19 protein-coding genes, 1 tRNA gene, 1 pseudogene and 1 riboswitch are annotated in these 19114 nt (G+C 69.3%); of the genes and pseudogenes, 7 read left to right on the top strand and 14 right to left on the bottom strand.

The features are described 5' to 3' along the window. Window positions 1-160 precede the first annotated feature (160 nt). The 4 genes and pseudogenes from QQZ11_RS04770 to QQZ11_RS04750 form a co-directional block, all read right to left on the bottom strand. Complete coding sequence (locus tag QQZ11_RS04770; RefSeq protein WP_284548989.1) at window positions 161-1381, bottom strand: PQQ-dependent sugar dehydrogenase; 1221 nt, start codon at window positions 1379-1381, stop codon at window positions 161-163. Window positions 1382-1444: 63 nt separating this feature from the next. Beyond that, window positions 1445-2467: an L-idonate 5-dehydrogenase gene (locus QQZ11_RS04765; RefSeq protein WP_284548987.1), complete on the bottom strand. Its 1023-nt coding sequence runs from the start codon at window positions 2465-2467 to the stop codon at window positions 1445-1447. After that, window positions 2464-3933 (bottom strand): annotated as a pseudogene (locus tag QQZ11_RS04760) (mannitol dehydrogenase family protein). Before QQZ11_RS04760 ends, QQZ11_RS04765 begins: the two are co-directional and overlap by 4 nt. Window positions 3934-3976: 43 nt before the next feature. After that, entirely contained in the window at window positions 3977-4804 is an 828-nt protein-coding gene (locus QQZ11_RS04750) for an SDR family oxidoreductase (protein ID WP_284548981.1), read from the bottom strand. An 82-nt stretch (window positions 4805-4886) separates the two neighbouring features. Between QQZ11_RS04750 and QQZ11_RS04745 the strand changes: the two genes are divergently transcribed. Together QQZ11_RS04745 and QQZ11_RS04740 are read left to right on the top strand one after the other, a co-directional pair. Next, entirely contained in the window at window positions 4887-5435 is a 549-nt protein-coding gene (locus QQZ11_RS04745; RefSeq protein ID WP_284548979.1) for a TetR/AcrR family transcriptional regulator, read from the top strand. A 240-nt stretch (window positions 5436-5675) separates the two neighbouring features. Further along, window positions 5676-6110, top strand: coding sequence for an OsmC family peroxiredoxin (locus tag QQZ11_RS04740; protein WP_022909016.1), 435 nt, complete (start codon window positions 5676-5678; stop codon window positions 6108-6110). Window positions 6111-6166: 56 nt separating this feature from the next. On the opposite strand, the gene QQZ11_RS04735 is transcribed toward QQZ11_RS04740, so the two are convergent. Both QQZ11_RS04735 and QQZ11_RS04730 read right to left on the bottom strand, forming a co-directional pair. After that, on the bottom strand, window positions 6167-7654 hold the full coding sequence (locus tag QQZ11_RS04735; protein WP_284548977.1) for a mannitol dehydrogenase family protein: 1488 nt from the start codon (window positions 7652-7654) through the stop codon (window positions 6167-6169). Between the two features lie 126 nt (window positions 7655-7780). Further along, on the bottom strand, window positions 7781-8260 hold the full coding sequence (locus QQZ11_RS04730) for a MarR family winged helix-turn-helix transcriptional regulator (RefSeq protein ID WP_022909018.1): 480 nt from the start codon (window positions 8258-8260) through the stop codon (window positions 7781-7783). Window positions 8261-8348: 88 nt separating this feature from the next. Between QQZ11_RS04730 and QQZ11_RS04725 the strand changes: the two genes are divergently transcribed. Both QQZ11_RS04725 and QQZ11_RS04720 read left to right on the top strand, forming a co-directional pair. After that, window positions 8349-8972 carry an NADPH-dependent F420 reductase gene (locus QQZ11_RS04725; RefSeq protein ID WP_022909019.1) on the top strand — a complete coding sequence of 208 codons (624 nt, stop codon included), beginning with the start codon at window positions 8349-8351 and terminating at the stop codon, window positions 8970-8972. An 87-nt stretch (window positions 8973-9059) separates the two neighbouring features. Continuing rightward, a complete protein-coding gene (locus tag QQZ11_RS04720; protein ID WP_284548975.1) occupies window positions 9060-9356 on the top strand; it encodes a hypothetical protein in 297 nt (98 codons plus the stop codon). Window positions 9357-9366: 10 nt separating this feature from the next. Here the strand turns inward: QQZ11_RS04720 and QQZ11_RS04715 are convergent, their stop codons facing one another. After that, window positions 9367-10548 (bottom strand): cation diffusion facilitator family transporter, encoded by a 1182-nt coding sequence (locus QQZ11_RS04715; RefSeq protein WP_284548973.1) that lies wholly within the window; start codon window positions 10546-10548, stop codon window positions 9367-9369. Then, a complete protein-coding gene (locus QQZ11_RS04710) occupies window positions 10545-10922 on the bottom strand; it encodes an ArsR/SmtB family transcription factor (RefSeq protein ID WP_284548971.1) in 378 nt (125 codons plus the stop codon). The genes QQZ11_RS04715 and QQZ11_RS04710 overlap by 4 nt, the downstream gene beginning before the upstream one ends. Window positions 10923-11044: 122 nt before the next feature. On the opposite strand from QQZ11_RS04710, the gene bioB reads away from it, so the two are divergent. Next, window positions 11045-12136 (top strand): biotin synthase BioB, encoded by a 1092-nt coding sequence (gene bioB, locus QQZ11_RS04705; RefSeq protein WP_284548969.1) that lies wholly within the window; start codon window positions 11045-11047, stop codon window positions 12134-12136. 112 nt (window positions 12137-12248) lie between these two features. On the opposite strand, the gene ribH is transcribed toward bioB, so the two are convergent. Genes ribH through ribD form a run of 4 tightly spaced genes read right to left on the bottom strand, consistent with a single transcriptional unit; the run spans window position 12249 to window position 15652 of the window. Next, a complete protein-coding gene (ribH, locus tag QQZ11_RS04700) occupies window positions 12249-12716 on the bottom strand; it encodes a 6,7-dimethyl-8-ribityllumazine synthase (protein WP_284548967.1) in 468 nt (155 codons plus the stop codon). Continuing rightward, window positions 12713-13990, bottom strand: a complete 1278-nt coding sequence (ribA, locus tag QQZ11_RS04695) for a GTP cyclohydrolase II (protein WP_284548966.1) — start codon at window positions 13988-13990, stop codon at window positions 12713-12715. Before ribA ends, ribH begins: the two co-directional genes overlap by 4 nt. After that, the gene (locus QQZ11_RS04690; RefSeq protein WP_284548965.1) at window positions 13987-14595 is read right to left on the bottom strand and encodes a riboflavin synthase; all 609 of its coding nucleotides are present in this window, start codon (window positions 14593-14595) and stop codon (window positions 13987-13989) included. The genes ribA and QQZ11_RS04690 overlap by 4 nt, the downstream gene beginning before the upstream one ends. A gap of 52 nt (window positions 14596-14647) precedes the next feature. Beyond that, on the bottom strand, window positions 14648-15652 hold the full coding sequence (ribD, locus tag QQZ11_RS04685; protein WP_446698832.1) for a bifunctional diaminohydroxyphosphoribosylaminopyrimidine deaminase/5-amino-6-(5-phosphoribosylamino)uracil reductase RibD: 1005 nt from the start codon (window positions 15650-15652) through the stop codon (window positions 14648-14650). Window positions 15653-15825: 173 nt separating this feature from the next. Next, window positions 15826-15953: riboswitch (FMN riboswitch) on the bottom strand. Window positions 15954-16069: 116 nt separating this feature from the next. On the opposite strand from ribD, the gene QQZ11_RS04680 reads away from it, so the two are divergent. After that, window positions 16070-17251, top strand: a complete 1182-nt coding sequence (locus tag QQZ11_RS04680) for an MFS transporter (protein WP_284548963.1) — start codon at window positions 16070-16072, stop codon at window positions 17249-17251. A gap of 125 nt (window positions 17252-17376) precedes the next feature. On the opposite strand, the gene QQZ11_RS04675 is transcribed toward QQZ11_RS04680, so the two are convergent. After that, window positions 17377-17886, bottom strand: a complete 510-nt coding sequence (locus QQZ11_RS04675) for a YciE/YciF ferroxidase family protein (protein WP_022909031.1) — start codon at window positions 17884-17886, stop codon at window positions 17377-17379. 244 nt (window positions 17887-18130) lie between these two features. Beyond that, a tRNA-Ala gene (locus QQZ11_RS04670) sits at window positions 18131-18206 on the bottom strand. A gap of 259 nt (window positions 18207-18465) precedes the next feature. Here QQZ11_RS04670 and QQZ11_RS04665 point away from each other — a divergent pair. Next, window positions 18466-19080 (top strand): NAD(P)-dependent oxidoreductase, encoded by a 615-nt coding sequence (locus tag QQZ11_RS04665; RefSeq protein WP_284548961.1) that lies wholly within the window; start codon window positions 18466-18468, stop codon window positions 19078-19080. Window positions 19081-19114: the final 34 nt, after the last annotated feature.

Raw genomic sequence — 19114 nt, 5'->3', positions numbered from 1 at the left:
GTGGTGGCCCCGCCGAGGCTCGGGGGGTCCGAGCACGAAAGGGATGGCCATGCGCCGCCTCGACCTCGGGTTGGGGCTCCGCTTCCCCTGCCGGTTCACCTGCCGGTTCCGTCACGGCCCCGAAAGCCTCCAGCCCTGCTTCGGTCTGAGGTGGGCGGCCTCAGCCGCTCGGCGGATGGGCGGGATCGATCCTGAGGATGCGGTCGTCGCCCGGGCGCGGGCCGCCGCGACCGTCGGTGTTGTTGGTGAGCACCCACAGGTGCCCGTCGGGAGCAACCACCACATCGCGCAGACGCCCGAACTCGCCCACCAGCATCTCGGACGACCGACCCGGATCCCGGACCGGGACCCGTCGCAGCCGATTCCCCTTGAGGTTGGCGATCCAGATGGCAGCGCCCCTGTCGGTGTCGTCGCTGCCTGAGTCGCCGGTGATCGCGATGCCACTGGGACTGGCCTGGTCGGGGGTCCATTGCTGCACGGGATCGACCAGTCCGGACCGGTGCGCGATTCCCTCCACGGTCGGCCATCCATAGTTGGCACCCGGCCGGATGATGTTCAGTTCGTCCCAGGTGTTCTGTCCGAACTCGCTGGCGAACAGGGTGCCGTCGGGCGCCCAGGCCAGGCCTTGGGGGTTGCGATGGCCGAAGGAGTAGACCAGCGACCCGGGGAACGGGTTGTCGTCCGGGACCTCGCCGTCGGGTGTCATCCGCAGGATCTTGCCGTTCAGTGCGCCCCGGTCCTGGGCGCTGGCACGAGCACCGGCGTCACCCACCGTGGCGTAGAGCATGCCGTCCGGGCCGAACGCGATCCGGCCGCCGTTGTGGGTGAACGCCTTCCGGATGCCGGCCAGGATCACGGTGGGATTCGAGAGCCTGAGCGACGGGCCCGTGCCGGTCAGGGAGTACCGGACGATGCGGTTGTCGTCGGCGGCGGTGAAGTAGGCGTAGAGGGCGTCCTGGCGCACGGCGAGGCCGAGCAGTCCTCCCTCACCGGCGTGGACGACTCCGGCGACGGTCCCGATCTGCCGTGGGGCGACGGGCGTGCCTGGGGTGGCGTCAACCGCGGGGGGTACTGCGGAGAGCGCGAGCACGCGACCGGTGTCGCGCTCGCTGACCAGGGCAGTGGTGCCGTGGAAGGCGATCGACCACGGGGCACTCAGGCCCGTGGCGACCTGAGTGATGGTGGGCTGCTCGGAGGAAGTGGCCGGTGGACGCGCGGTCCCGCCCGGCGTGGCGGTGGTGGCACTGCCAGCGGTGGAGGTGCTTCCCGAGGGTGTGGGGGCTGGGGTGCTGGGCGAGGTTCGGGCGGCGTCCTTGGTGCAGGCACCCAGACCGGACACCAACAGACCGGCGAGGATCACGCTGCGTCGGTTCGGGTCCATGAGCAAGCTCCTGTCTGGTGCCCCGATGCTACGTGCCGGGCGGGAGCGGGGTGGGGCACGACCTCAGCCCAGCCGCACCAACACCTTGCCGGAGGCCTCGGAATCCCGTGCCACCTCGAAGGCCTGAGCCACCTGGCCCAGCCCGAAGCAGTGGGTGACGACGGCTGCGATCTCGGGACGACCGTCGAGCAGGACGATGGCGTCATCGATCTCGTCGATGAAGCGGAAGCTCGTGCGCACCGTGACCTCCTTGCTGATCAGCCGGGAGAGTTCGAGTGACTGCGGCCCGGCTGGGAGCATGCCCACCTGCACCACCGTTCCCCCTCGGCGCACCGCACGCCAGGCGCTGTTGACCCCGGACGCCGTTCCGGAGCACTCGAACACCACCTCGAACCCCTCGGGGAGTTCCTCCCCTCCTGCGGCCCCCACCCAGTAGGCGCTGTCGGCGCCGAGTTCCTGGGCGCGTGCCAGGGGCCCACGGGCCACATCGGACGCCGCCACCGTGGCGGCACCGCCGGCGCGCAGGGCCGCGACCTGCAGCAACCCGATGGGGCCGGCACCCACCACCAGGGTGCGCGCACGCGCGACCGGTCCCGCCTGCGACAGGGCATGCAGCGCGACGGCCAAGGGTTCGGCGAGGGCTGCTCTGTCCAGCGGAAGGGAGTCGGGCAGCACCCGCACCATGGTGCGGTCGACCACCACGAACTCGGCCATCACCCCCTGGGTGTGGGGCCAGGTGGCGGCGCTGCCCAGGTAACTGCCCCCGGGCCACAGGTGCGGACTCGATCCGAGGCCAGGCTGGGACACACCGAAACGGGCCGGGTGCACGGTCACCGGGGTTCCCGGCCGGAGCGTGCCCGACGGGTCGAGGTCGACGCGGCCGGACAGTTCGTGCCCCGGCACCAGCGGCTCCCGCACCACGAAGTCGCCGTTGGCGCCGTCGTACCAGTAGTGCAGGTCCGACCCGCAGATGCCCACGTGGCTGATGCGCAGGCGTACCTGGTGCTCGTCCGGTTCAGGGATGGGGAGCCTCTCGACACGCAGGTCACCGGCTCCCCAGATGCGGACTGCCGCCATGGTGGTCATGCCTGGCTCCAGCCGCCGGTGGCCTCCGTGGCCGCCTGTTCGATCCCGTCGGCGGTGATGACGCCGACGAGTTCGGTGACCCGGTCGATGAATGGCTCCTGGTCGACCAGACCGGGCATCACCGCCGCCACCACGGATCGGGTGCGGTCTGAGCCGAGTCGCCCATGGGTGAGCGAGAGCAGTTCGGCGCGGCGCGGTTCGTCCATCTGGTCGGCAATCGCGCCCGGACGGAATCGGTCGGGTGGGCAGACGCAGCAGATCCAGGCGGCCGTGGTGAGGGCCATCACGTGGGGAACCTCCCCTCGATCCAGGGCTCCTAGCGCTGGTCGGGGAAGGCGTTGGGGGAGTTTGGACGACCCGTCAGACCCCACCCTCGCGATGCTGTCACCCAGGGCCGTGTTCGACCAGCGCTCGTACAGCCGGCCCACGTGGGTCTCCACATCGAAGCCCGAGGGTGCCGTGATCACGGGCAGGCACTCACGATTGATCGCGGTGGTGACCGCTTCGCGCACGAACTCGTGCCCCCAGGCCTCCGGGATGGTCGCGCAGCCGGCGAGCGCGCCCGCGTAGCTGATGAGCGAATGCATGGCATTGAGCACCAGGAGCTTCAATTCCTCGAAGCGGTCGACCTGGTCGGAGAAGACGACGCCGGCCGACTCCCAGGCCGGACGACCAGCCGGGAAGGAGTCCTCGAGCACCCACATCGAGAAGCGTTCTGCGGGCACGGGCACGCGGTCGTCGACCCCCAACAGGTGCTCCACCCGCGCACGGGTGAGGTCGCTCGTGGCCGGCACGATGCGATCGACCATCGTGTTCGGGAAGCTCACGTGCTGAGCAATGTGCTCGATCACGGACGACTTCGCGCCCGCCAGGTCGAGGTAGTCGAGCACCGCGGCTCGGGTGGTGGTGCCGTTGGACGAGACGTTGTCGCAGGAGACCACCGCGATCGGGGACTGGTCGTGGGCGCGGCGTTCGAGCCCTCGGGCGAGCAGTCCGATCATGGTGCGGGGTTGAGCGCAGGCGAGGTCGGCGCTGATGGCGCCCCGGTCGGGACCTGCAGCACCCTACGCCCCCGGCATGCGCAGGTAACCCTTCTCGGTCAGCGTGAGCGTGACCACGCGGTGTCGGGGATCGGCGATCCGGTTGATCACGGCTTCCGGTTGGGTGGCGGCGACGAGGGTCTCGCGGTGCACGTCGACCACATCGGCCCGATCTTCGGCCGGGTCGAGTTGGAGCACCGCGTAGAGGTGGTCCTGCTCGGCCATGGCCCGAGCGATGGCCGGGGAGCGGTGGGCGACACCGACGATGCCCCAGTCACCCGGCTCGGCGGCGATAGCCAGGGCGGTGTCCACGGCTTGGTGGGCGCGGTGGAACTGTCCCAGTCCGAGGTGGACGATGCCCGTCGCCTCGGGCGCGGCGGCACCGATCCGAGCAGAAATGGGGAGGCTGGCTCGGCTGAGGCGCATGGTGTCATCCTCTCGCCAGCGACGTGGGCCCCGCTGGCGTCCTCTACTTCCAGCCCCCTAGACGGGCGGCCAACGCGTCCCACGCACGGGTCGGCAGCACCTGGCCCATCGCCACCATCGCCGCCGCCTGGACTCCTGCGGCGTACCTGGCGCGCGGACGGGGTGCGGTCAGGGCGCGTTCGACGGTGCGGGCGACCACGTCGGGGGAGACGGTGCGGGGTCGCAGCACCCCGACCAGCTTTCGCATGCCGGCCAGGTGCGCGGCGTAGAGCTCCCGGTGGTGCGGGGACAGCTTCGCCTCCATGTCGTCGAGTGCCCCGTCGATCGTCCGCCAGGCGGTCGTGTCTGTGGGGCCCGGTTCCACGACGACCACGTCGATCTCCCACGGCCGCAACTCGACCCGGAGCACGTCGGCGAGGCCTTCGATGGCGAACTTCGACGAGCAGTAGGCGCCCTCCATGGTCACCGCAGTTCGTCCTCCGGTGGACGAGATGAAGACGATCCGACCGGCTGCCTCGCGGATCTTGGGGAGCACCGCCTGGGTGACCGCGACCTGGCCGAACACGTTGACCTCGAACTGGCGGCGGAAGTCTTCGATGGAGATGGCCTCAACCGGTCCGAGCACCCCGATGCCCGCGTTGTTGACGACTGCGTCGAGTCGGTGCGGCAGCCGGTCGAGGAGTGCTTCGACCTGGCGGCTCTCCGTGACGTCGAGTTCGACGGGGGTGATGAGCGTGTTCCTCGCGGCGAGCCGTTCGCCTTCCGCGGCGGCGCGCACCCCTGCGAAGACCGTCCAGCCGGAGGCCGCCAGACGTAGTGCGACCGCCTCACCGATACCGCGACCCGCGCCGGTGACCAGTGCTGTGGGCATGTGTGTCCTCCCTTTGCTGCATCCGCTCGAGCCAAACACTACATCTGTAGTACACAGGTGTCACGACCTCTATGGTGTCCAAGTGACTTCACAGCGAGAACGAGTGCTGGACGCCGCCATCGAGGTGCTCGGCACCCAGGGGCTCAGGGCCCTCACTCATCGCCGGGTCGACCTGCAGGCGGGGCTGGCGGCGGGTTCGACCTCCAACCATTTCCGCACCCGCGAGGCGTTGGTCATGGGCGTCTCCGAGGCGATTCCCGAGCGGGAACTGCGCGGGTTCGAGGACGCTGTCGCTCCAGGCTCGGTGGAGGAGTTGGTCGACCTGCTGGTGGCCCTCATCGACCACGCGACAGATGGGAATCGGACGATGACCGCTGCCCGACTGGCGCTGTTCATGGAGGCCAACCATCATCAGGCCCTGCGCGAGTCCATCTGGCGCGGCCATCGGACGATGACGGCCTTCCTGGAGCCAGTCATGACAGGGCTCGGGGCGATAGAGCCGGTCGTCTCTGCGGGGGCGCTGATGGCCTGCGCTGAGGGCGTGATCCTGCATCGGATCGCGCGTGGCGACGACTCGGACGCCAAACCGCTGCTGGAGGTGGTGGTGAGGGGGGCCTTCTGCGCGAGCTGAGCGCGGGGCGCAGGACCCAATCGTGCCGATCGTGTGCTCTGACGGCGATTGTTGCCTTCCCAGCAGCACTTTCGGCGCCAGCGAGTACGATCCGCACGATTGCCCCACGTGACGCCAGCGGCGGGCGGTTCAAGGAGCGGGCAGTTGCCTCGTTTGCCTTGGGCAGCGTGCCGGCGATGTCTATCGTGGGGATTCCAGCGGGGCCAGCATCCGGCCTACCGCGCGAACGAAGGGACCTCCATGCCCACACCCATCACCAGCAGCGCGTCCGCCACCTGGAACGGTGACCTGTTCTCCGGATCCGGCTCCGTCTCCCTCGACACCTCGGGCTCGGGCTCGTTCCCGACCGGCTGGAAGTCGCGCGCCGAGGAGGCCGGCTCCACCACCACCCCCGAGGAGCTGATCGCGGCGGCTCACTCCACCTGTTTCTCGATGGCCTTCTCGAACGGCCTCGCCAAGAACGGAACCCCGCCCACCCAGCTCGACACCAAGGCCGACGTCGTCTTCGTCGCCGGTCAGGGCATCACCAGCATCGCCCTCGACGTCACGGGTCAGGTCGAGGGTCTCTCGGAGGAGGACTTCGTGAAGCTCGCCGAGGAGGCGAAGAAGAACTGCCCCGTTTCGGTGGCCCTGGCAGGTGTCCCCGAGATCACGGTGACGGCGCGACTGGCCTGACCGGTCCAGCTGCCGATCCCAGGCGGATCACGCTACGGCCGCCGGGGAGGTGACGGTCACTCCCCGGCGACCAGCTCGCGCATGACCGCCCGCGCACCACGACCGCGAATGGCGTGCAGGGCGCCGACGAATGCTTCGGCGAAGACCGGGTCGTCCGCGAGGGACCCGAAGACCACCTCGTCGCGGATGAAGGCCAGCTCGTCCCCGGCTCGCTGGCGTTGCGCTGCGGCTGTGAGTTCCGCGCCACGCTTGTCGTCCACCGCGATCGTCGATCCGTCCTCGGCGACGCCCTCGTCACCCAGCGCCCACGCGGCGACCATGGCAGCACCCAGTGTGACCGGCCGTCCTGCGGCGAGGTTGTCGCGCACCGTCGCCAGGACGAACTTGGGCATGCGGTCCGAGGCATCCTGGGCGAGCCGCGCGGTGGTGTCGGCGATGGCGGGATTGCTGAAGCGCTGGAACAGGGTGTTGATGTACTGGGGCAGGTCGATGCCGGGCACCGGACGCAGCGTTGGCAACGCCTCGCGCTGCACGTAGGCCCGAGTGACGGCCGCGATGTCGGGGTCCGAGGCGGCTGCGTCAGCGCGATCGACGTGGAGCAGTCGTCCCCAGTGGGCCAGCGACTGGTGTGAGGCGTTGAGCAGGCGCAGCTTCATCAACTCGTAGGGCACGACGTCGTCGACCAACTGCACCCCCACCCGTTCCAAGGGCGGACGACCCAGGGTGAAATCGTCCTCCAGCACCCACTGGGTGAAGGGCTCGCAGGTCACCGGCCACCGGTCCTCGATGCCCCAGGTGTCGGCGACCAGGGTGACGTCGGCCGGGGTGGTGACGGGCGTGATGCGGTCGACCATGCAGTTGGGGAAGGCCACCTCGGCCTCGATCCACGCTGCGAGCTCGGGGTCGGACATGCCGGCCTGGCCGACGACGGCCGTGCGGGCGATGTGACCGTTGCCGGGCAGGTTGTCGCAGGACATGACGGTGAAGGGTGGGATCCCGCTCTCGCGCCTGCGCCGGAGTGCCTCGACGATGAACCCGAAGGTCGTGGTGGGGGACTGCGGTTGCCTCGAGTCGTGGACGGCCCCCTCGGCTTCGGTGCGGAAGGTGCCGGTCTCGTCGTCGATGTTGTAGCCGCCCTCGGTCACGGTCAGCGAGACGATGCGGGTGGTCGGTGCGGTGAGCACGTCGAGGACGGCAGCGGGGTCGTCCGGTGCGAAGAGGTAGTCGTGGATCGACCCGATGACCCGGGGTTCCAGCGTTCCGTCGGGATGTTTGAGGACAAGCGTGTAGAGGCCCTCCTGAGCGCTCAGCACATCGCGCATGCGCGCATCTGACGGCATCACCCCCACCCCGCAGATTCCCCAGTCGAGGGCCAATCCCTCGCTCATCAGCCGGTCGAGGTACATCGCCTCGTGGGCCCGGTGGAAGTTGCCCACTCCGAAGTGGACGATCCCCGGGCTGACCAAGGAGCGGTCGTACCCAGGGGCGCACGGAGCGGAGGCAGGGTGCGAGGTCGGACGGTGGGGGTGGGCCGGGCTGCTCATGGGTGCGTGGTCTCCGTGCTGGGGCCGAGGAAGTGGTCCCCCCATTCTGGTGGCGTCTCGGCCCTGACGGGCGGAGGGGGCCCAGTGGCGCGCGGAACTGCAGGGGCTTGCTGGCACGACCCGGTGTCAGGCGACCACCTCGTCCTTGCACGGCTGCAGGTTGGCGTTCACGCGTTCGAGCAGGGCCGCCAGCTGAGCGAGTTCGTCCGCGCTCAGACCCCCCATGATCGTTTCGCGGGCGAGCGCCACGTGGGGCTTGGTGGCCTTGAGCCAGGTTCCTCGTCCCTCACGGGTGAGGACCACGTTGATCGAGCGTCGGTCGGTCGGGCAGGCGACACGCTGGACGAGTCCGCGGCTCTCGAGCCGGTTGACGGCCTTCGACAGCCGCGGCGCCGGCGAACTTGTCACCGCGGCCAGGTCACCCATCCGGAGCAGGTTCTCGGGAGCAGCCATCAACGCGCCGAGGATGGCGTACTCGAAGTTGATGACTCCGGCGTCGGTCGACAACTGCTGGTCGAGCGCGGCAGGCAGCACCTGGGCCGTGGTGACGAGGGCGAGCCAGGCGCGGGCCTGGGTGGGGTTCATTCGGGCGACGGTGGGCTGCATGAGTCCAGTGTGCCAAACAACTTGCCTGAGCAACGAATCCGGTCTACTGTTGTTGAACAGGCAACTACTTCATCATCCAGGAGACACCATGAGCACCATCACCATCATCGGTTCGGGCAACGTCGGTTCCGCCGTCGCCGCAGTCGTCGCCAAGGGCGGCGCCAGCGTGCAGGTGCTGGGTCGCGATCTCGACAAGGCCGCCGCCCTCGCCAGTCAGGTCGGAGGCACCTCCGGCTCCGTGGGTGACGCCATCACGGGCGACATCGTGGTGCTGACGGTTCCCTACGCCGCACTCTCGGAGCTCGCTGACCTCTACGGGTCGCAGCTCGATGGCAAGGCCGTCGTGGACGTGACCAACCCCCTCGACTTCTCGACCTTCGACTCCCTCACCGTGGCAGCCGGCTCGTCCGCCGCCGACGAGTTGCAGGCCAAGCTGCCGAACGCCAAGGTGCTCAAGGCCTTCAACACCGTGTTCGCCGGCGCACTCGCCGCCGGCAAGGCTGGCGACGCCCCCGTCACCGTGCTGGTCGCCGGTGATGACGCCACTGCCAAGCAGGCCCTGATCGATGCCGTCACTGCCGGAGGCGTGGCCGCCGTCGACGCCGGTTCGCTCAAGCGGGCCCACGAACTCGAGGCCCTGGGCTTCCTGCAGCTGACCCTGGCCGCGGGCGAGACCATCGGCTGGACCGGTGGCTTCACGCTCAACAAGTGACGCCGGGGCCCGCGCCCGGCCGGGCAGCCTCGGGTGATCGTGGCGTCATGGGGTACGGCCGAGGTCTCCGAGGATGATGATGGCGGCATGAACATCCTGACAATGGTGACGGCTGAGGTGGACCAGGACCGAGCCGTCGACCTGATCGCGGCCTTCGAGGCCATGCTTGCCGAGGGGCTGCCCGACGGGTTGCTCGAGAGTCGGCTCCTCGGCGATGGCGAGGGCCACTGGGCGATCCATTCACTGTGGAGGGACCGCGGGGCCCTGGACGCCATGCGCGCCGCTCCCGAGCCGCCGGCTGCGCCCACCCTGTTCCGCCGGTTCGGTGGTGATCCGAGCCTGGTGGTGTTGCCCGTCCTCGCCGCCGGCCAGCAGCCCCAGTGAGCCAGCAGAGTCAGTGCGTCGAAGCGATTGTGCGGATCGTCATGGCATCGACGTTCGGCAGATGGGCTTTGACGGCTGCACAGGCCTCGTCCTCGATCTGGTTGGCCTCGGCGAGGGTCACGGCGTCCACCCCGACCACGGCCTCGCCGCGGAGGCGGTGACCCACCCAGCGCAGTTGAACGGCCCTGATCGAGGTGATCGCCGGCACGTGCTCGAGAGCATGGTGCACGCGGTCGACTAGATCGGGGTCGATGCCGTCCATCAGGCGGGTGCCGACCGAACGGATGGTCCCGACCAGCAGCACGACGATCATGGCCGAGATGAGCAGTCCGACAATGGGGTCGGCCAGGGGGAATCCCAGGAGCACCCCCACCCCGCCGATCACAACGGCCAGTGAGGTGAAGCCGTCGGTGCGGGCGTGCACCCCGTCCGCTACGAGGGCGGCCGAGCCGATCCTTCGTCCGACCCGGATGCGGTAGAGCGCCACGGCCTCGTTGCCCAGGAAGCCCACGATCCCTGCTGCGATCACCCAGCCCACGTTTGCCATGGGAGCCGGGTTGATGATGCGGCCCACCGCTTCCCACGCCGCAACCACGGCAGAGAAGGCGATCATCGCGACGATGAAGAGCCCCGCCAAGTCCTCGGCCCGGTTGTAGCCGTAGGTGAAGCGCTTCGTTGCCGCGCGGCGCGAGAGCACGAAGGCGATCCACAGCGGGACGGCCGTGAGGGCATCGGAGAAGTTGTGGATGGTGTCGGCCAGCAGCGCGACCGAGCCCGACATGGCGACGATCACCGCCTGGGCGAACGCTGTTGCGAGCATGATCACGAGACTGATCTTGAGCGCGCGCACCCCGGCGCCTGTGGCCGTCAGGGCGTCGTCGATGGAGTCCGCTGGGTCGTGCGAGTGCGGGACGAAGATCTCGTGCAGCACTCCCTTGAGGCCGGTGGGATGCGAATGGCCGTGGTCCCCATGCCCGTGATGGTCGCGTCCCTCGTGGTCCTGGGGGTGGCCGTGGCTCTGGTGGTCGTCATGGGGGCGGCCGTGGTCGTGGTGCCCCTGAGCTTGGTGGCCGTGGGGGTGCCCGTGCTCGTGGTGCCCGTGCTCGTGGTGCTCGTGACCCTGGTGGTCGTGGCTCTGCTGTGCCACCTGCTCGTCCATGGGGTCGGTTGTGTCGTCCGCGCGAGTGCTCATGCCTGCTCCTTGACCGGGTCGTGATGGCGGGGATCATCGAGGGAGTGCTCGGCTTGGTGGATGGCATCGCGGACGAGTTGCGACGCATGCTCATTGCTGAGCCGGTAGAAGACGCGCTGCCCCACCTGCCGTGTCGCGACGATGCGCGCCATCCGCAGCTTCGCCAGATGCTGGGAGACGGCAGCCGATGACTTGTCGACGAGATCCGCCAGATGATTGACCGACAGTTCGTCGTGGCTCGTCAGCGCGAGAATGATGCGGACGCGGGTGGCGTCGGCCAACATCCCGAAGATCTCGACGGCCAGTTCCACGAACTGCGTGTCCGACTCGATGGGCGAAGCACCGTCCGACCGCACCTGCGTATCTGCATCCATGCGCAGATACTTTCACAGTTGTGAGGCGTGCGCTCATTGGACGATCACGAGGGGCTCACCAATCTCCTCCGCGCCATACTGAACACCGTTCAAATGAACACCGTTCAATTCTTAGGAGCGTCATGGCCCCCTACGACCGACTCGCCGACCACGTCTTGGCAGGCACGCCTGCCGAACCCGACGAGGCGCTGGGCGTGCTGCGCTCCGGCGACGAGGACCTTCTGCCCGTCGTCAGCGCCGCAGCCCGCCTCCGTCGTGCCCACTTCGGCAACTCGGTGAAGGTGAACTATCTCGTCAACCTGAAGTCGGGGCTGTGCGCCGAGGACTGCAGCTATTGCTCACAGCGGCTGGGATCCACGGCAGACATCCTGCGCTACACCTGGCTCAAGCCCGACGAGGTGATCGGACAGGCGACGGCTGGCCTCCGCGGCGGGGCGTCGCGGGTCTGCCTGGTCGCGAGTGGACGCGGACCGACCGATCGCGACGTCGATCGGGTGGCCGGCATGGTCGGCGAACTCAAGCAGCAGCACCCCGACGTCGAGGTGTGCGCCTGTCTGGGACTGCTCAAGGAGGGACAGGCCGAACGCTTGCGTGAGGCCGGGGTCGATGCCTACAACCACAACCTCAACACCGCCGAGTCGCACCACGACACCATCGTCACCACCCACGGCTGGGGCGACCGTGTCGAGACCGTCGAGAAGGTGAAGTCGGCGGGCTTGTCGCCCTGCTCCGGTCTGATCGCCGGACTGGGGGAGAGCGATGAACAGCTGGTGGAGGCGATGTTCGCTCTGAGGGAGCTGGACTCCGACTCGATCCCGATCAACTTCCTGATGCCGTTCGACGGCACCCCGCTGCAGGGCACCTGGGAGCTCACCCCTTCACGCTGCCTGAGGATCTTGGCGATGGCACGTTTCGTCTGCCCTGACAAGGAGATCCGCATCGCCGCCGGGCGCGAGCTCCATCTGCGATCCCTGCAGGGGCTGGCCCTGCACGTGGCCAACTCCATCTTCCTGGGTGACTACCTCACCTCCGAGGGGCAGGCGGCTCAGGCAGACCTGGAACTCATCCGTGACAACGGCTTCGTGGTGCTGGGCGCACAGGAGGTCGCTCCCACGTCGACGGGACGCACCCCACAAGGGGGCCGCTCGGCGGAATCCCACGGGCCTGCGGTTCGGCGGCGGGGAGCAGGGACTCGCGTCGCTCCGAATGCCTGAACCCAATCGTGCGGATCGTGCGCTCTGGCGACGATTGTTGCTCTGCAGGGGGGCGATGGCGCACCAGGACACACGATCCGCACGATTCCGCGCTCGCCCCCCGGGGCACGGATCACCCGCGCAGGGCGACCAGGGTGGCGACCGCCGCTTCGGCGGCCTCGGCTCCCTTGTCCTCCATCGACGAGGGAAGCCCGGCCCGGTCGAGGGCCTGCTGCTCGTCGTCGCAGGTCAACAGTCCGAACCCGACCGGCTTGCCGGTGGTCAGGGCCACGTCCATGAGTCCCTGGGTCGCCGCCTGGCAGACGTATTCGAAGTGCGGGGTTCCGCCGCGGATCACGACCCCGAGGGCGACGACGGCGTCCGTGTCCTCGTCCCTGGCCGCGTGGAGGGCCCCGATCGGGAGTTCGAACGAGCCCGGCACGCGCACGAGGGTGACCGACTCGACACCGCTCGCGGCGAGGGCCCGCTGGGCTCCTTCGATCAGTCCGTTCATCACGGTGTCGTGCCAGCTGGCGGCGACGATGGTGACGTGCAGTCCTGCGCCGTCGCTGTGGATGGTGGGTGCTCCGGATCGGCTCATGAGGGGTTCCTGTCGTTGAGGTAGTCGGACGGTATGAGGTGGCCCATGGCGTGTGCCTTGGTGCGCAGGTACGGGGTGTTGGCGGCGGTTCGTCCCACCAGCAGCGGGGTCGAGTGCTCCACGGTGATGCCGTGCTCGGCCAGGGCGGCCGCCTTGTCGGGGTTGTTGGTGAGCAGGTCGATGCGGGTCAGCCCGAGGTCGTGCAGGATCGCGGCTGCAGCACCGTACTCGCGCAGGTCGGGCGCCCACCCCAGTTCGAGGTTGGCGGTGACGGTGTCCCGCCCACGGTCCTGCAGGTCGTAGGCCGCCAGCTTCTCGAGCAGCCCGATCCCTCGTCCCTCGTGCCCGCGCAGGTACACGACGGCGCCGCCGTGTTCCGCGATCAGCTCGAGGGCGGCGTCCAGTTGGGGTCCGCACTCGCAGCGTTCCGAACCGAGCGCCTCGCCGGTCAGGCACTCCGAGTGGACCCTGACGGTCACCGGCGCGTCGGGGTCGGGCGGGGTGGTGCTCACGACGGCAAGGTGCTCGGCGCCGGTGGCATGGTCGCGGTAGCCGTGCACGGTGAAGGCGCCGTGCCGGGTCGGGAGTTGGGCGCTCCCGGTGTGGGTCACGCGCTGGGCGACAGTGGTGGGCACCTCCACGCTGGGCAGCGCCTCGAGCAGTTGCTCGATGGTGATCACCACGAGCCCGTGTTCACGCGCGAGCGGTTGGGCATCGGCCAGCCGCATCACCTCACCGGCGTCGTGCACGAGTTCGGCGATCATCGCCACGGGTGAGAGCCCCGCAGCCCGGCACAGCTCGACGGCCGCCTCGGTGTGCCCGGGGCGTTGGCTGACACCACCCGGCAGGGCGCGCAGCGGCAACAGGTGCCCCGGCCGGATCAGGTCGGACGGCCCACTGGCCGGGTCGGCGAGCGCATGTAGCGTGCGGGCGCGGTCGGCGGAGGAGATGCCCGTGGTCACTCCCTGGGCAGCATCGACGCTGATCGTGTACGCGGTCCGCAGGCTGTCCTGGGTGCGCGGCACCATCAGGGGCAGGTCGAGCCGGTCGGCGACCTCGGGAGGCATGGGCGCGCACAGGTATCCCGACGTGTGTCGGACCGTCCAGCCGACCCACTCCGGGGTCGCCAGTTCAGCGGCCAGCACGACGTCGACCTCGTTCTCGCGGTCGGTCGAATCGGCCACCAGCACGGGCCGTCCCGCCCGCAGTTCCTCCAGTGCCCTGGCGAGCAGGTCGTGTGAGGGACGAGCCACCGACAGGCCATCGGTGCTCATCGCACGCCCTCCCCGGTCTGCAGGAGCCGCGCGACGTGCCGGGCCAGCACGTCGACCTCGAGGTTCACGGCAGTGCCCTCCCGCGCCTCGCCGAGAGTGGTCGCGGCCAGCGTGGTCGGGATCAGCGACACCCCGAAGGTGTCGTCGGTCACCGTGGTGACGGTCAGGGAGGTGCCGGACACGCAGATCGCGCCCTTCTCGGCCACCAGCGGCGCCAACTCTCGGGGAAGGGCGAAGACGAGGTCGACCCATCGTCCGCCGTGATGGCGCGACACGACGGTGCCGACGCCGTCGACGTGACCCTGCACGATGTGACCGCCGAGGCGGGAGTCCGCTCGCAGCGAGCGCTCGAGGTTGACCTGGTCGCCCACCGCCAACCCGCCCAGGGTGGTCCGGCTGAGGGTTTCGGGAACCGCCTCGACGGCGAAGGTGCCGTCCCCGGGAAGGTCGACGACGGTGAGGCACACGCCGGCGACGGCGATGGAGTCGCCCAGATGTGCGTCCGAGACGACGAGCGGGCCCTGCAGGCGAAGCCGCGTCTCGCCCCCGGGCAGTGGCTCGACCGAGGCGAGGGTGCCGATCTCTTCGATGATTCCTGTGAACATGGCTTCTTCCTGGTGGTGGGTCCGCACGAGGGTGCGGTTCGGTGGGTGGGAGTCAGTCGGCGGTGGCGACCACGAGAACGTCGTCGCCGAGTCGCTCGATGGATCGGGTGTGCCAGCGGTGGGCGTCGCCCAGGGTGGTCGTGCCCAGGTCGTCGACCACGGACCGTCCCGACCCGAGCAACAGGGGCGCGAGGTAGGCGTGGATCTCGTTGACGATGCCGGCACGCAGGAAGGCCGTCGCGAGCGTGGGTCCGCCCTCGACGACGACGTGCCTGACGCCTCGGGATAGCAACTCGTCGAGCACCTGCTGGGGGTCGTGGCTGCGGACCCGGACCAGTCGCCCGTCGCCGCGGTCGACGGCGGCTCCCACCGGAATCGGACGATGCCCCACCACGACCCGTAGCGGCTGGTGAGGGCTCTCGACCCCCCAAGGCCGGGCGGTGAGTGAGGGATTGTCGGCCAGCACCGTGCCGGTTCCGACCACGAGGGCGTCGGTGTGGGCACGGACGGCGTGGGCGTGGGCACGGGCCTGGCGGCCGGTGATCCATTGGCTGCTGCCGTCAGCGGCGGCGATGCGGCCGTCCAGGGTGGCCGCGGTCTTGAGGATGACCCGTGGAACACCCGAAGGTTCTGGTTCGCTCGGAATCGTCTGCAGCCAGTCGGCGATCAGCGCGGAGGCTCGATCGGCCTGGAGCCCCGGGACGACGTCGATTCCGGCACCTCTCAGGGCCTCGCCGCCACCACCGGAGGCAGCCCCCGGATCGTCCACTGCGTACACGACGCGGACGATCCCGGCGGCGAGCAGGGCGACGGAGCAGGCGCCGGTGCGCCCGGTGTGACGGCACGGTTCGAGCGTGACGACGGCGGTGGCTCCCCGGGCGCTGTGACCCCTGGCGCGTAGATCGGCCAGGGCGGCGGCCTCGGCGTGCGGGGTGCCGGCACCCCGGTGGAAACCCTCAGCCAGGACGGTGCCGTCGGGTGCCAGGATGACGCAGCCGACCCGAGGGTTCGGGTCGTGCTCGGGACCCAGGGCGGCCAGTTCGATGGCTCGGAGCATGGCCCGGTGCTCGTCCGGCGTCGTGACGGACTCACGGCTGCCGACGGGCTCGGACGCCTGCGGGTCTGGTGCGGTGGGCACGCTCTGTCCTCCCCGGATGACGGACCGGGGTGATGGCGCGCAGCGACAGGCGGCCCCCACGAGACGCCCTCAGGGGGCGCGCGAAGGAGTCGCCACATCTCCTCCCATCCGGACTTTCACCGTCGGTCCCGGAGTTCCACCAGGTCAACCGGCTCCCGAAGGAGCCGGGTCGCGGACTGTCACCGCCGGCTCAGAGTTTCACTGACCCCGGAGAATGTGGTTCATTCACGTCGAAAGTACCACTCGCGACGCGGGTGGACGATGCCGGTCCGGTCCAGGCTGCCCCCGTCGGTCGAGCAGGGCGGGACTGTCGGCGCCGCTGACTAGGCTGCAGAGGTGAAACCAGACCGCCAGCCCATGGCACCCGAACTGTGGGTGCTGGTGGGATCGGCGTTCCTGATCGCCATCGGGTTCGGCATCGTCGCCCCGGTACTGCCTCAGTTCGCGAAGTCCTTCGACGTCGGCATCGCGGCCGCCTCTGCCATCGTGAGCGTGTTCGCGCTGGTCAGGCTCGTGTTCGCCCCGGCAGGTGGGTGGCTCATCAACCGTTTCGGTGAACGGCGCACCTACCTCGTGGGGCTGGGCGTGGTGATCGTGTCGACGGCCCTGTGCGGGTTCGCCTCCGACTACTGGTCGTTGCTGCTGTTCCGCGGGTTGGGCGGCATCGGATCGGTGATGTTCACCGTCTCGTCGATGGGGCTGTTGGTGCGGTTGGCGCCCCCGGAGCAGCGGGGGAGAACCTCGTCCCTGTACGGGTCGTCCTTCCTGCTGGGCAACATCGCCGGCCCGATCGTGGGTTCGGCCCTGTCAGGTCTGGGTCTGCGGGTGCCGTTCTTCATCTACGCGACGCTGGTGGCGCTTGCGCTCGTCTTCGTCCTGGTCTTCATGCGCCGCGACCCGGGAGCGGTGGGAGCGGCGGACGAGCGCCGTCGGATGACTTTTGCCGAGGCGCTGGCCAGCCCCGGCTACCGGCCGTTGTTGCTGACCGGTGCGGCCAATGGTTGGGCCAACTTCGGTGTGCGGGTGGCGTTGCTGCCGCTGATGGCGGCCGCCGTGCCCGCCATCGGTGTGCCCGGGGCGGGTATCGCGTTGACCTTGTTCGCCGCCGGCAACGCGGTGGCGCAGCAGGTCACCGGTCGTCTGGCCGATCGGGTCGGACGAGTGCCCCTGCTGGTGGTGGGGCTACTGTTCTCGTCCCTCGTGACAGTGTTCTTCGGCTGGTCGGCCACCCTGTGGGTGTTCCTCGCACTGTCGGCGGTGGCGGGCGTGGGCGCGGCCTTCATCGTGCCCTCGAGCCAAGCCCTGCTCGCCGACATCATCGGCACCCAGCGCAGTGGCGGGCAGGCCCTGTCGACCTACTCGATGGCCCAGGACCTCGGGGCCATCACCGGAACGCTGCTGGCCGGGGTGGTGGCGCAGTCGTTCGGGTTCGGGTGGGCGTTTGCCATCACCGCGGGAGTGTTGGCCGGGGCCGCCGTGCCGTGGTTGGTGGGGCGTCGGCCGAGCATGGCCAGCTAGGCGATTCCGGCCCTCTTCGCAGCTCAGCAGATGGGCGTCGTCCACGAGTTCGGAATGGCTGGGGGCTCCATGTCCAGACACGACCAGGCGCCGATCCCCGAGGGGGACCGGCGCCCGATCATGGCTCAGGAAGTCTTCTTGACCTGGGCGGCCTTGGCGTTCGCCTCGGTGTCAGCCAGCTTGGTCAGTGCCTCGTCGGTGGCGGACTCCTCCTCCAGCGACTGCGTCAGCAAGTCGTAGGCGTTGCCGATCGTGAGCATCTTCGCCCAGCGTCGCAGCGTCCCGTAGCGGGTGATCTCGTAGTGCTCGACCGCCTGTGCGGAGGAGATGAGGCCGGCGTCGAGGGCTGTGGTCCCCGCGTAGTCCTCCAGCAGGCCGTCACCCTCCTTGATGATCCCGTCGATGGCCTCGCACTTCTTGCTCATCGGCTTGCGGTCGATCAGCGCGAACACCTCCTCGAGTCGCGCGACCTGTCCCTCGGTCTCACCCAGGTGCTTGCGGAAGGCCGCCTTCAACTCATCGGACGAAGCGGCCTGCTCCAGCTTGGGCAGGGTCTTGAGGATGTTGCGCTCCGCGTAGTAGATGTCTCGCAGCGTGTCGTGGAAGAGGTGCTCGAGTCCCTTGTCGTCAGCCATGTCGTGACCTCCTGTGGTCGGGTGCATGAACGGTGATGTGCTCCGACGCTAGAGCGCGAGTCGCCGACGGGAGGGAACGGTGCCTCGCTTCCACCCCGAGGGGTGGAGCGCGTTTCCACGAACATGGGCAGACGGACGCGGTCCTCGGCCGGGCATGACGGCGTGGTCTGATGATGCCGCTTCATCTGCTGGGACTTGCACCTGGGGCTGGTCCGCGGATCGCCCCGGATGACCTCGGTGATGGTGGTGGAGCTAAGGGGACTCGAACCCCTAACCCCCTGCTTGCAAAGCAGGTGCGCTACCAATTGCGCCATAGCCCCGTGGTCTGATGACCGGCGCCCCAGTCTACTCGGCCACCCCGGCTCTCGCCAACACGACGCCGTGCCCCGGGAGGGGCCCACGGCGGCGCCGCGGACCCCGGATCGCCGGTGGTAGAGCGCCAGGATCACCACCGTGGCTCGACCAACCGCCGAAAACCGAGGGTCGGTCGAGCCAGTGTGGTGATCTTGGCAGCCACCGTGGGGAACATCCTGCCGACCCGAATCGTTCCACCGGTGCAACCCCTTGAGAGGACCCCACATGTCTATGCGCATCGCCGTCATCGGCGCCACCGGCTACCTCGGTCAGCACCTCGTGGACGAGGCCACTGCCCGCGGCCACCAGGTCACCAGCGTCAGCCGCTCCAGCGGCGCTGACTTCACCTCGTCCGACGTCGCCCAGCAGGTCGTGGCCGACCACGACGTGGTGCTCGTCGCCGTCGCCCCCCGCGGCGACATGGAGGGCAAGGTCCGGCCAGCGATTGCCCAACTGGCTGGCTTCGCCTCCGACGGTGGCACCCGCCTGGGAGTTGTCGGCGGGGCCGGTTCGTTGAACGTCGCCGGCGGCGGTCCTCGTCTGGTCGACACCCCCGAGTTCCCGGAGGCCTACAAGGCCGAGTCGCTCGAGATGGCCGACGTGCTCGATGACCTGCGCGCCAACGAGACCAAGCTCGACTGGTTCTACATCAGCCCCGCTGCCGGATTCGGTGGCTTCGCGCCCGGCGAGAAGACGGGTTCGTACCGTCTGGGTGGCGACGTGCTGCTGGCGGACGAGAAGGGTGAGTCCTTCATCTCCGGTGCCGACTTCGCGCTCGCGATCCTGGACGAGGTGGAGAACCGCAAGCACGTCAACCAGCGCTTCACGGCCGCCTACTGAGCCGAATGGCCGGACGACCGGGGGGCTCACCCGC

Origin of the sequence: Aestuariimicrobium sp. T2.26MG-19.2B (assembly GCF_950101875.1) — a bacterium.
Taxonomy (GTDB): domain Bacteria; phylum Actinomycetota; class Actinomycetes; order Propionibacteriales; family Propionibacteriaceae; genus Aestuariimicrobium; species Aestuariimicrobium kwangyangense.
The sequence above is the reverse complement of the archived record's forward strand: the minus strand, read 5'-3'. Positions and strand labels throughout refer to the sequence as shown.